This is a genomic window from Actinoplanes sp. KI2 (assembly GCF_025630775.1).
GTDB lineage: Bacteria > Actinomycetota > Actinomycetes > Mycobacteriales > Micromonosporaceae > Actinoplanes.
On record NZ_JAOSZE010000027.1, the window covers coordinates 21014 to 32876 of the forward strand.

The following is an 11863-nucleotide window of genomic DNA, read 5'->3' on the forward strand; positions in this document are numbered from 1 at the left end:
ATCAGGCACGTTCTGATCGGCCACAGCATCAGACCGGAGGCACTTCGCCCGACGTTCACCACGTTCGGTGCGATATTTCGCGCTCAACGCTACCAAAAGCGACAACACCGCGCGGCCTGATGCGGGCTCGCGCCGTCGCCGCGACTATGTGGCCGGGGGAGACGGCGGTGGGGTCGCACTCGGGGCGGTCAGCAGGCGGGGCATGGCCGCCAGCTGGCCGAGGTGAAACCAGAGGCTAAGGGCGTGCCGGAGCGAGGACTCGACGAGTTTCAGCAGGTCGGCGTCGTGGCGGCCGGTGTGCAGGGTGGTCGCGTAGGTCGTCGCCGCCTCGGCCTGGGCGGCGAGCTGTCGCAGGCGGTTGGCGGCCGGGCGGCGATCCTCCGGGGCGGGGGTTCTGGTCAGGGTGAAGACCGCTACCTCGGTGTGCTCGCGCACCGGGGGGATCGCCGCTCGCAGGGAGGCCAGGTATTCGGGCGGGCATTCCTGGGCCTCCGCCCACGGCGGCAGGGGAGCCGGCAGCGCCTGCTCCTTGCCGAGGTCGAAGTCCGGATTGACGCGCGCCTGGCGGGCCAGCGACACCCAGCCGATGACCGAGCCCAGCCAGGACGCCGCCTGGTCGAACGTCACGGGTGGAACGAAGCCGACCGTCGCGGGTTTGGCGGCATAGTCGGTGTCGAGGAATGTCTCGCCGAGCTTCTGCAGCATGTACGCGTTGCCGGCGGCCAGGAGCTGGCTGGTCAGGGCGGACGGTGCGGTCCACGGCGAGGAACCGGCGGCGCGGAGGTGGTCGCGGGCCTGGTCGGCGGCCATCGACTCGGAATAGGCGGCCCGGCCCGCCGAACGCATGGCTTCCAGCAGGACCGCATCGCGTTCCCGGCCGAGCGTGGCTCGCAACCTCGTGATCAGCGTGGGATTCAACGGGTCGGCCATCGAAGCCCTCCGCTACTCGTGCGCCTCGATCTCTACGGTAGCGAATCTTCGCACCTTGGCCGGGCCCGGTGTTCCACCGCCGGGCGGCGGAACACCGGGTAGGTGTCAGGCGAACCCGTCCGGCCGGCGGGCCGGGCCGGCGACCTTCAGGAAGGCGTCGTTGTCGTCGGGGGTGCCGATCGTGATGCGGACGCCGGCGCCCGGGAAGGCCCGCACCACCACGCCGGCGGCGGCGCAGCGTACGGCGAGATCCGCGGCCCGATCGCCCAGCGGAAGCCAGACGAAGTTGGCCTCGCTCGGGGTGACCGGCCAGCCCTGCGCCACCAGCTCCGCGCTGACCCGGTCGCGTTCCGCGATCGTCGCCGACACCCGGGCCATCAGCTCGTCCGCGCTGCGCAGCGCGGCGATCGCCGCCGCCTGCGCGATGCTGTTGACGCTGAACGGCAGGTACGCCGTGCGGATCGCGGCGATCGTCTCCGGGTGGCCGGCGACGAAGCCGACCCGGAGGCCGGCCAGTCCGTAGGCCTTGGAGAAGGTGCGCAGGACCAGCACGTTGCGGCGGCCGCGGGCCAGCGCGAGGCCGTCGCCGGTCCGGGCGTATTCGATGTACGCCTCGTCGAGCACCACCAGGCAGTCGGGCGGCACCTGCTCGACGAAATCCTCGAGGCCGGCCACCACGGTCCCGGTCGGGTTGTTCGGGTTGCAGACGAAGACCAGCCTGGTCCGATCGGTGATCGCGGCGGCCATCGCCGGCAGGTCGTGCCCGCCGTCGCGCAGCGGGACCTCGACGGGGGTGGCACCGGACAACCGGGTGAGGATGCGGTACGCCTCGAAGGACGGGTCGGCGTAGACGATCTCGACGCCGGGCTCGGCGACCGCCGCCAGCAGCATCTGGGTGGCGCCGACCGAGCCGCAGCCGGCCGCCACCGAGTCGGCCGGCACGCCGAGGCGGGCGGAGATCTCGGCGAGCAGCGCGCCGCAGCCGTTGTCGGGGTAGCGGTTGATGCCGAGCGCCTGCTCGTGGATGGCGCGCACCACGGCGCCGGGCGGCGGGTACGGCGACTCGTTCGCGGCGAGCAGCCGGACCAGCTCACCGGGCGGCGTGACCCGCCCGGTGGGCTGGAAGGCGCGGATCGCGTCGAGCGCCGGCCGGAATCTCGGGGCGGACATCTACGGCAGCTCGTAGAGCGAGGGGCCGGAGTAGGCGCCGTTGGCACCGTTCATCACGACGTGGCCGGCGGCCGCGGGGATGGCTCGGGCGTTGGCGCCGCCGTAGCCGTTGGCGACGGTGAACATTCCCCACAGGACGTTCCACGGCTGCAGCTCGCCGTCCTCGTCGGGGAACAGCTCGACGTTGGGGCGGATCCGGCGCTGCACGATGTACGGACCGCCGAGCGCCGCCTCGAGCTTCTCCCGCCACTGCTCGTCGGTCAGCTGGTCGTCCCAGCCGAGCACCACACCCTTGCCGGCGGAGAGCAGGGTCGGCTTGATGACCAGCTCCTGCCGGTGCGCGAGGGTGTAGTCGACCAGGTCGACGCGCTCGCCGTTCTCCAGGGTGACCGGGCCGGGGCGGGCCATCCGGGTCCACGGGATCAGCCGGTCCAGGCTGTCCAGCACGTCGGGCGGGAACACGCCGCGGTTGGCCTCGTCGGAGAGCATCGCGAGGGCACCCTTGCTGCCGTACGCCGCGGTGTCCAGCGGCGTGAAGATCTTGACCTCGCCGCGGCCCGCGGCGTCGAGCACCGGCTCGGCGATGGCCATCGACTCGGGCGTCTCGATCAGGTTGGCGATCAGGAAGGTACGCACGACGATGTCGACCGGGCGGTCGCCGAGCCAGACCCGGCCGTCCCGGGCCACCAACTGGCCCGCGTGGCACGGGTGGGCGTCCAGGCCCAGCTCGCGCCAGCGACCGCAGAGCAGCGTCATGAACGGCAGCTCCTCGTCGAACGTGCTGGGCCAGTCGGTCAGCGCCACCACCGGCCGGTCGCCGGGCTCGAACCCGCTCTCCACCAGGATGTTGTTGACCTGCTCGCGCAGCGTGTCCACGTAGCCGAGGCCGCGGCTGTCGGCGAACTCCCGCAACACCGGGTGCTCCAGCAGGCCGCGGACCATGTCGGCGTTGTCCATGCCGCCGATGGTGCTGCCCATGTTGAGCTCCAGCAGCTTGAAGACGCCGTTGTCGAGATACAGGTCGGCGCGGGCCTGGCGGGTCATCGGGCCGCTGCGGCACCGCATGATTGCCGACACCTGGGCCTCGGTCATGCCGACCGCGCGGGCGAACGCGGCGAAGTCGCCGCCGAACACCCGCTCCGGCAGCATGCTCAGCGCGGTGAGCAGGTTTTCCAGATCGGTGTACGCGCGCAGCCGCTCGGCGTGCCCGAGGAACAGCGGGCGGGGCAGGTATGTGCCCTTGTAGAACGCGTTGAGCTGGGCCGACTCGGGGAGCCGGCCGATCAGCTCGCGGGACTTGAGACCGTTGCCGGTCACCACGTCCAGGTATTGCTTGGTCAGTGTCTGGCCGTCCATGACGGTGCTCCTCGGAGGTTGCGGTTCGGCGGGGGTGGGCTGGGCGCTACCGGACGCGCTGGTGTCCGGCGGCGGGACGACCGCCTCGGGCGGCAGGGTGCGCTCGAGGGCCAGCAGCAGCACGCCGCCGAGGAAGGCGGCGATCGCGAGGACCAGCCAGGGCAGCCGCCCGTCGAGCGTGACCAGCGAGGTGAACAGGTAGGGCGCGATCGCGTACGCGAGAGACCAGGAGATCTGGTACGCGGCCAGGTAGCGCCCGCGCAGCTGCTTGGGGGCCGCCGACTGGGACAGGGCGCCGGCGGCCGCGCTGTGCACCAGCTCGGCGACCGTCGCCACGATGACGACGGTGATCAGCGCGGTGGTGAGCACCGCGACGTTGCTCGGGCGCAGTGTGCCGAGCACGATCTGCCCGAGGAAGGAGATCACGAACAGTGCCGCGCCGACCGCCGCGGCCCGGTTGCGGGTACGGGTGTAGCGGCGGGACAGCGCGGCGGCCGGCACGCCGAGGGTGGCGCACAGCGCGGTGTTGACGATGAACGCCGAGCCGATCAGCCCCTGCGGCAGGTGCAGCCAGCCGATCGCGTAGACCGGCAGCAGCACGCTGAGGCTGGTGTAGCCGAGCGCGAGCAGCAGGTTGGCGAAGGTGAGGCCGAGGTAGGGGCGGTCCTTGATCAGCAGCCGGTAGCCGCCGCCCTTCTCGGCGCGGCCGCGGATGGCATGCCTGCCGGCCGGGGTGCGGGCGGCCAGCACCGCCGCGATCAGGAAGCTCGCGGCGTTGAGGTACGCGGCCAGCAGGTAGCCGGTGTCGCCGCGGGTGGCGATCAGCAGCGAGGCGATCAGGGTGCCGGCGCCCAGGCCCGCGTTGGCCAGGCTGCGGGTGAGGGCCTGCATCTTGTCCCGGTCGGTGCCGTCGACCAGCTCGGCCAGCCGGGCCTGCATGGTGGCCGGGAACGCCCGCGTGCTCAGCGCGGTGACCAGGGCCAGCAGCACGAACAGCGGCAGCCCGTGCGCCAGCGGGAAGCAGGCGAAGCCGATGGCCCGCACGACGTAGAGCCAGAGCTGCATGCGTTTGGCGCCGAAGCGGTCGACGGCCGCGCCGGCCACCGGCACGATCGCCATGCCGGCCAGCCCGGTGACGCTGAGCACCAGGCCGATGGTGGCCAGCGGCAGCTTGGTGACGTGCCAGAAGAACACCAGCGTGAAGGGGACGTACATGCCGGAGCCGAGAGCGTCGATGGCGATTCCGGTGACCAGGGCGCGCTTTCCGGGAAAGCTGGGGCGCTGCGATGACATGGGTCTCCCAGGACGGGGGTGGGCGAGGGGCTTCAGTTTGATTTGTCGATGTCGATCCGGATGTCGCCGATCAGACGCTCGCACCGGGCGACCGCCGCCTCGGTGTCGTCCGCCCGGACGGCGACGAAGCCGAGCCGGTCCCAGTTGTCGCGCAGCGGGCGGACCCGGTCGCCGGGCTTCGCGGTGATCCGGGCGGCGAGCACCCCGGGCCGCTCGGCCAGCTCCTCGGTGCCGCCGACCGCGGTGACCGTGCCCGGCTCGCCGGTCAGGAAGCGCACGCAGGCGGCGCCCAGCGGCTGCGGATCGGCCGGTAACGGCGTGCCGGTGCCGGCCGCCCAGGCCACGGCGTGACCGGTCAGGTCGATGCCGTACGCCGCGCGGACCAGCTCGCCGATGAAGTCGCCGCCGCCGCGGTTGTGCGACTCGATCACCACGGGGCCGCGCCCGCTGAGCCGGATCTCGGTGTGGCTGGGCCCGTCGCTCAGGCCCATCACGGTCAGGAACTCGGTGACCGTGGCGACGATCGCGTCCCGGTCCGCCGCGGGCAGCCGGGCCGGCAGCGCGTGCCCCAGCTCGGCGAAGTGCCGCTCGTCGACGAGCTTCTCGGTGATCGTCACGACGGTGTGCCGGCCGGCGTGGCTGAAGCCCTCCACGCTGAACTCGGGCCCGTCGATGTACGCCTCCATCAGGAACTCGTCGACCAGGAACAGGCTGGTGCCGTGGTCGGTGTGCCGGCCGCGCAGCCGTTCGACGTGCTGCCAGGCGGCGTCCAGCCCGTCCTCGTCGTCGACCCGGTGCACCCCGTAGCCGGCCGTGGTGCCGGTCGGCTTGACGATGAACGGGTAGCCGGCGAGCTTGCCGAACGTGTCCAGCGAGGCACGGTCGACGACCGGCTCGCTCTCCACCGTGAACGGGCAGCCGTGCGCGGCCAGGTGGCGGCGCATGGCGGCCTTGTCGCGCAGCAGCCGGGCCGCCTCGGGCGGGGTGCCGCGCAGGCCGAAGAGCCGGCCGAGCCGCGCCGCGTTCTCCAGGCCGCCCTCGGTGAGCGACAGCACCGCGTCCACGCCCCAGATCTGCCGGGCGGCCTCGGCCAGCGGGCGCACCGTCGGCCAGTGGGTGTAGTCGGCCATCAGCAGCACGTCGGCCAGGCCGGTCTGCAGCGGGTTGACCCGTTCCGGGTGCTGGATCAGCACGATCCGCAGGCCGGAAGCCTTGGCCCGCTCCAGGTGGGTGTCGGTCGCGCCGATCAGCAGCAGGGTGCGGTCATCGGAGCTCATAGAAGCCGTCCCCGTCCAGGTAGCGCACGGTGTTGGTGTCCCGGGCCACCACGCTCTCGTCCTCGTGCAGCAGATAGATCCGCCCCGGGAAGGTCCAGTCGTCCACGGTGCGGTGGATCGGGTCGCCCGGGTTGACCCGGAACCAGGTGCCGTGGAAGCTCGGCAGCTGCCGGACCAGGTCCATCCGGGGGTAGCCGGCGAGCACCCCCTCGACCGGCGACAAGAGGTTGATGATCCGGGCGTGCCGCTCGATCCGGTAGTCCTCCTGCCGGCGGCGGGCGAACTCGGCCGGGTCGGTGGCGGCCAGCACGGTCCAGTCCAGCTGGCTCTCGCCGAGGCCGCCGCCGCTGAGCACGTGCAGGTCGGCGCCGCAGACCCGGGCGCCGGTCTCGATCAGCCGGGGGCCGTCCGGGGTGAGCTTGAGCTCGGTGTGCGCCGGTCCGTTGCGGATGCCGAGGGCATCCAGGACCCGCAGCGTGTACGCGACGATCTGCTCCTGCTCGGGCCCGTGCCGGGGGAGCAGCTCCGACCCGACCGCCTGCCCGGCAACCCCGTTGGCGTCCAGGTGGTGCATCTTCCACATGTCGCAGACGTGGTGCTCGCCGTCGACGCCGACGGTGTTGACGATGTATTCGAAGCCGGCCAGGTAGTCCTGCGCCAGCACGGCCCGGTTGGCCTGGCCGAGGGCGCTGGTGGTGCCGATCAGCGTCTCGAACGCCTTGCGAACCTCGGTGACGTCGTCGCACAGGTGGACGCCGTCGTTGCCGGCGCTGCTCACCGGCTTGAGGACCACCGGGCGAGCGGTGTCGCCGTACCACTGCAGCAGGGTGTCCAGGTCGCCGGCCAGGATCTGGCCGGCGCCCGGCACCCCGGCCGCCTTGATCGTTTCGACCATCTCGAACTTGTCCCGGCGGCAGGCGCTCAGCGCCGTGCCGTTGGTCGGCAGGCCGAGCCGCTCGCCGAGCTCATCGGCCAGGATGACCGCGCGTTCGATGCCGGCGATCAGCGCGATCGGGGCGTGCGCGGCGACCGCGGCGGCGGTCGCCACCGGGTCGCCGTCGTGCACGATGTTCGCGCTGAAGTCGGCGGGCCGGTAGAAGGCCCGGTAGTTCGGCGGGATCTCCGGGGTGGTCTGCACGTGCACGCAGTCGTAGCCGCGGGCCCGGAACAGCGGGGCCAGGCAGCGGGCGCTGGCGTACGCGTCCACGACGACCACCGTGCCGGCGCCGGTTCGTGTGCTCATCGCTGGCCGCCGACCAGGGCGATCGGGTCGCCGTAGCGCATCAGCGGGCGGTAGTCGACGGCCCGGGTGTGCCGCATCATCCGCAGCACCGCGGTGGCACTCTCGGCGCCCGGGTCGACCCGGATGATCGAGTGGTCCTGGCCGACCAGGTTGGCGGCGACGATGACGTGCCGCTCGATGTCGATCAGGTCGGCCTCGAGCAGCAGGTCGCGGGCCAGGGCCAGCTCCGCGTCGGTCTCGGCCAGCTCGGTGAACGGCGTCGGGAACTCCCGGACGACCCGGCGCATCGCCTTGCGGTGTGCCTTGTGCTCGGGCAGGGTGCGCCCGGTCAGCGCGGCCGGAACGGCGGGCGGCTGCATGGTGGGCCGGACCGTGCCGCCGTAGCACGGCGCCGACATGTCACCCGAGTGCATCATCGCCGCGGTGAAGCCGAGGACGAACACCGCGGCCTCGCGGAATGCGTCGCAGGCCGTCACCCGGTCGCCGTCGCGGACCGCGTCGAGCGCCCTGGTGACCGCGCCGGCCGCGGCCAGGTCCAGGATGAAGTGGTACTGGTGGATGGTGATCCACCGGGTCAGCTCGTCGGAGCCCGGCTTGTAGGGCACCAGGCCGGCCGGCCGATCGGCGGGCTCGGCGGCGGGGGCGGCGTCCGGCGGGTTGAGCCCGCGGAACAGGTGGATCGTCGCGAGCACCGCGGCCGCCTGGTCGGGCAGCGCGACCCGGGAGTGCTGCAGGTCGGCGAGCGCGCGGGCGGCGATCGTGGTGATCTCGCTGACCAGGTAGGCGTCGTCGAGCGGCGCGGTGCGGATGCCGAAGTAGTCGTGGTTCGGCACGATCGGCTTCAGCGCCGCGGTGTCCATCGGGGCGACCATCGCCTCGGTGGCCAGCTGGTCGGCCTGCTCGACGGCGGCGTCGAAGGCGGCCGTGATGCCGTCACCGGCGCCCTCGGGCCGCATCAGCTCGGTGTGCAGCCGGGTCAGGGCGTCGATCGTGGCCTTCATCGCTCCCTCGACGGCCGCGCTCGGGCGGGTCGTGCAGCGCACCACGTTGTTCGCCGGGAAGACGACGATGGGAATCTCCGGTCGGCCGGGGGCCATGTCCATTCACCTCATCTGTGTTCGGTACGTGTCTTGTCAGGCCGCGGCGAAGCCGCGTACCTCGCCGAGGAACTGGCCGAGGTATCCGTCGTGGGGGAGGTAGGGGTCCTTCCACCAGCCCGGGACCCGGCCCGCCAGGACGGTCCGGATGCCGGGGGTGCCGAGCGCGTCGGCGATCAGCGACGCGTTCTCGGTGAGCAGGGTGAGGGCAAGCGACCCGTCCAGCGGGGCGACACCGTCGGCCTCCCGCCACGGCGCCACCCAGACGCTGGGGAACGGGAGCTCGGTCGCCAGGCCCGGATGGTTGGCCGAGTCGGCACAGTGCACCGCCGGTCGCAGCGCCGCGGAGCCGTCGTCCAGCACCGGCAGCGGCTCGTCGAGGTAGGGCCGCATCATGTCCTCGGTGCCCTGCGCGACCCGGTCCAGCGCGGCCCGCAGGCCGTTGGCCTCGGCCGGTGGCCGGGCCGGCAGCGCCGCCCGATCGTCGGTGATCGGGTGGATCGGCAGGCCGGCCAGGCGCTGCGCCAGCGCGTCGGCGAGCGCCCGGTGGTCGCCGGAGGTGAGCACCGCGGTGGCGTTGGTGCAGCGCACGCCCCCGTCGGCCGCGATCTCGGCGACGAGGTGGTCGAGGGTGGCCTCGTCGAGCGGGCCGTCCAGCAGGATCTTGCTGCGGCCGGGGCCGCGGACCAGCACCCGGTCGTTGCCGCGCAGCCGGGCCACGGTCTGCTCGCCGCCGTAGACCAGGGCCAGGTCGACCGCGGCGACCAGGGCGTCGGCGGCGCTGTGCGGGCCCGGCAGGAAGCTGATCCAGGCCGGGTCGAGGCCGGCCGCCAGCAGCGCCCGGACCAGCCGCAGCGGGGTGATCGGGTCGCGGGTGCCGGGCCGCACCACGACCCGGTAGCCCATCGCGATCGCCTGCAGCCACGCCGCGTGGGTGGCCGGGTGGTTGCTCGGCGCCACCACGCCGAAGACCTCGCCGCGGCGCACCCAGCGGGCGGTGCGCCCGGCGCCGGCCGGCGACTGCCTGGCGACCACCTCGCCGAGCACGGCGCAGATCTCCCGCATCCGGCTCAGCGTCTCGCGGGCCACCGAGACGGGTACGCCGGAGGCCAGGGCCTGCTGGTGGCAGTAGTCGTCGGGGCTCTGCCCGCCCAGCGTGGCCTCGGCGAACAGCCGCCCGGCCGCGGCCAGCACCGCCATCCGTTCCGCCTCGCCGACCGCCGGGGCGCGCCGCGCGGCCTGCGCGGTCAGCCGGGTGATCAGGGCGGGCGCCTCGTGCACGACGGCCAGCTCGGCGCCGTCCACACCGGACAGCACGCTGGTGTCGCGCGAGCCGCTCTCCTGGCCGCCGCGCAGCACCGGTATCGACAACATCTCAGACCAACTCCTCGGCCGCCGGCCAGGCCGGTGCGGCGGTTTCCTGGGGTACGCGGAACTGGGTGCGCTCGGCGGCCGTGACGGGGTGGCCCATCGCGAACCGCAGGGCGGCCGTCTGAATCGCCCGGGGTGGGCAGCCCTCCAGGTAGACGCCGGCGTCGCGGTGCTCGTAGAGGGCGTTGCCGACCAGCACCACCGCGCCGCGCAGCTCGGGCAGCCGGCGCACCGGACCGGCCACGATGGTCAGCTCGCCGGGGTAGGCCAGCAGGTCGGCGCGCAGCAGGTGCAGGGCCGCGGCCAGCCAGCGGCGGCAGTCGGCGCAGGCGGTCTCGGCGTACAGGTGGATGCCCGGGCGGGGCGGGGTGAGGTCGACCGGGGCGCGGTCGATGGTGAACGCGACATCGGCGATCGCGGCTCCGCGGACGTCGACGGCCGCGAGGTCACCCGGACCGAGACCGCGCCGGTGCGCGTCGCGCAGGTAGGCCAGTTCGTCCGGCGCGACGCCGGCGACCGCGGCCATCGCGGTGTCCATGGCCACCGCGTTGCGCGACGCGCCGATCAGGCCGACTGCCCGGGAGCTGCCGGCCATCGGGTAGTTGCCCTCGATCACCGTCAGCGCGTCGCAGACCACCAGGTGCTGCGGGCGGAGCAGGTTGAGGTCGACGATGGACTCCTCGACGCCGGCCATGTGCACGATCCGGGTGGTGAAGCCGGGCAGCAGGCCGACCAGGTTCTTCATGGCGTTGGTGAGCACCACGCTGGAGTGCGTGCGCAGTTGGGGCGCGCCGATGAAGAAGTCGCACTCGGCGACGATGTCCGGCACCGCGATCGGCACCCGCAGCGAGGTCGCCTCGGGGATCTGCACCACCCGCAGCGGCCGGTCGTCGAAGCTGACCACCGTGGCGTAGCGGTGCACCTCGCTGCCGGCCAGGATCTCGGTCAGCACCGCGGTGCGCTCGGCGACGAACACCTCGGCGCCCCGCGCGGCCGCCCGCCGGGCCACCGCGACCAGCAGCTCGGGGCTGGTGCGGAAGCCCGGTTTGCGCTGGAACATGTTGGGCTTGATCACCACCCGGTCGCCGCGGCCGACGTCCCGCAGCGGGTCACCGAGCAGGCCGAGGACCTGCTCGACGGCGGCGTCGACGGCCGCGGCCGTCGACGCCGCGGCCCGGGTCAGGGCAACGATCTCGCGGCCGGTGGTCATGACAGGTCGGGCCAGCCATCGAAGACGACCGCGCGCGAGGGCGCCGCCTCCACCCCGGCGACCTTGATGGGCAGCGCCATCAGCTGGACGACCGGGCTGGTGATCTGGTCGAGGTTCTGGATGTTCTCCAGGATCGGGATGCCGGCCGCGAGCAGCCGCCGGTGCACCTGGCCGCTGCGGTCGTCGGGGCGTTCGGTGATGCAGTCCATACCGACCAGCCGGGCGCCGTTCTCCACCATCCAGTCGGCGGCGGAAAGGGTCAGGTATGGCGGGTTGTCCCAATAGTCGTCGCGGCCCAGATAACGGTTCGGGTGGTCGGTGCGAATGAGCAGACGGTCGCCCGGTCGCCAGGTTTCGTGGAGGGCCTTCTCCAGGTCTTCGCCGGTCACCGGGTCGAGGTCGCGCTTGTCGGAGAGGTCGGCCACGCAGGCCCGGCCCACGAAGGTCTCCAGCGGCACCTCGTCGATCTTCTCCCGATCGGCGAAGAAATGGTAACCGGATTCCACGTGCGTGCCATTGTGCGGGAATATCTGAAGATCGGAGAAAGTGCGGCCGGTATTCGCCGGATCGGTCTGCGGGGTCATCGCCCGCCGGATGCCGAACTTCGGATACCAGGCGGCATTGTACGAGGGCATTCCCTCGTGCCAGCCCTGACTGATGTCGATGAGCTTCACCATTTACTCCAAGGTTAAAACGTTAGTGTTTGGTCCGTTTTGGCGGTGTTCATGGGTCGAGTGTCGTTGTTACGACTTCGTACATTTCGATTGGCGGCCAGCGTCACACGTGCTGGTGGCGGCATGCCACAATGGCCACGGTTCGGGTTATCGCGTTGCCGAAAGGCGGGGGTTTACCGGTGGTATTCAGTAGGCACACGGGTGACGGCCACGTCGGGTCGTCGGCGATCGCAGCGCCCGCT

At 72.5% G+C, this 11863-nt stretch carries 9 protein-coding genes; all 9 read right to left on the reverse strand.

The genetic code is table 11. The annotated features are described in order from the left end of the window. Window positions 1–144 precede the first annotated feature (144 nt). Window positions 145–930 (reverse strand): hypothetical protein, encoded by a 786-nt coding sequence (locus ODJ79_RS27220; RefSeq protein WP_263026439.1) that lies wholly within the window; start codon window positions 928–930, stop codon window positions 145–147. 105 nt (window positions 931–1035) lie between these two features. Continuing rightward, the gene (hisC, locus tag ODJ79_RS27225; protein WP_263026440.1) at window positions 1036–2100 is read right to left on the reverse strand and encodes a histidinol-phosphate transaminase; all 1065 of its coding nucleotides are present in this window, start codon (window positions 2098–2100) and stop codon (window positions 1036–1038) included. Continuing rightward, complete coding sequence (locus tag ODJ79_RS27230; protein ID WP_263026441.1) at window positions 2101–4749, reverse strand: MFS transporter; 2649 nt, start codon at window positions 4747–4749, stop codon at window positions 2101–2103. It lies immediately after the preceding gene. A 32-nt stretch (window positions 4750–4781) separates the two neighbouring features. After that, on the reverse strand, window positions 4782–6026 hold the full coding sequence (locus ODJ79_RS27235) for an ATP-grasp domain-containing protein (RefSeq protein WP_263026442.1): 1245 nt from the start codon (window positions 6024–6026) through the stop codon (window positions 4782–4784). Next, window positions 6013–7269, reverse strand: coding sequence for an ATP-grasp domain-containing protein (locus ODJ79_RS27240; RefSeq protein WP_263026443.1), 1257 nt, complete (start codon window positions 7267–7269; stop codon window positions 6013–6015). Before ODJ79_RS27240 ends, ODJ79_RS27235 begins: the two co-directional genes overlap by 14 nt. After that, window positions 7266–8366, reverse strand: coding sequence for a hypothetical protein (locus tag ODJ79_RS27245; protein ID WP_263026444.1), 1101 nt, complete (start codon window positions 8364–8366; stop codon window positions 7266–7268). Before ODJ79_RS27245 ends, ODJ79_RS27240 begins: the two co-directional genes overlap by 4 nt. Before the next feature lie 36 nt (window positions 8367–8402). Then, window positions 8403–9740, reverse strand: coding sequence for an aldehyde dehydrogenase family protein (locus ODJ79_RS27250; protein WP_263026445.1), 1338 nt, complete (start codon window positions 9738–9740; stop codon window positions 8403–8405). A gap of 1 nt (window position 9741) precedes the next feature. Then, window positions 9742–10947, reverse strand: a complete 1206-nt coding sequence (locus tag ODJ79_RS27255) for a DUF362 domain-containing protein (protein ID WP_263026446.1) — start codon at window positions 10945–10947, stop codon at window positions 9742–9744. After that, complete coding sequence (locus ODJ79_RS27260; RefSeq protein ID WP_263026447.1) at window positions 10944–11624, reverse strand: cyclase family protein; 681 nt, start codon at window positions 11622–11624, stop codon at window positions 10944–10946. The genes ODJ79_RS27255 and ODJ79_RS27260 overlap by 4 nt, the downstream gene beginning before the upstream one ends. Window positions 11625–11863: the final 239 nt, after the last annotated feature.

What these genes read in the sequence shown, in the direction of transcription:
- ODJ79_RS27230 (WP_263026441.1), bottom strand. Translation starts at nt 4,749, where the DNA reads ATGTCATCGCAGCGCCCCAGCTTTCCCGGAAAGCGCGCCCTGGTCACC.
- ODJ79_RS27245 (WP_263026444.1), bottom strand. Translation starts at nt 8,366, where the DNA reads ATGGCCCCCGGCCGACCGGAGATTCCCATCGTCGTCTTCCCGGCGAAC.
- ODJ79_RS27250 (WP_263026445.1), bottom strand. Translation starts at nt 9,740, where the DNA reads ATGTTGTCGATACCGGTGCTGCGCGGCGGCCAGGAGAGCGGCTCGCGC.
- ODJ79_RS27220 (WP_263026439.1), bottom strand. Translation starts at nt 930, where the DNA reads ATGGCCGACCCGTTGAATCCCACGCTGATCACGAGGTTGCGAGCCACG.
- hisC (WP_263026440.1), bottom strand. Translation starts at nt 2,100, where the DNA reads ATGTCCGCCCCGAGATTCCGGCCGGCGCTCGACGCGATCCGCGCCTTC.
- ODJ79_RS27255 (WP_263026446.1), bottom strand. Translation starts at nt 10,947, where the DNA reads ATGACCACCGGCCGCGAGATCGTTGCCCTGACCCGGGCCGCGGCGTCG.
- ODJ79_RS27235 (WP_263026442.1), bottom strand. Translation starts at nt 6,026, where the DNA reads ATGAGCTCCGATGACCGCACCCTGCTGCTGATCGGCGCGACCGACACC.
- ODJ79_RS27240 (WP_263026443.1), bottom strand. Translation starts at nt 7,269, where the DNA reads ATGAGCACACGAACCGGCGCCGGCACGGTGGTCGTCGTGGACGCGTAC.
- ODJ79_RS27260 (WP_263026447.1), bottom strand. Translation starts at nt 11,624, where the DNA reads ATGGTGAAGCTCATCGACATCAGTCAGGGCTGGCACGAGGGAATGCCC.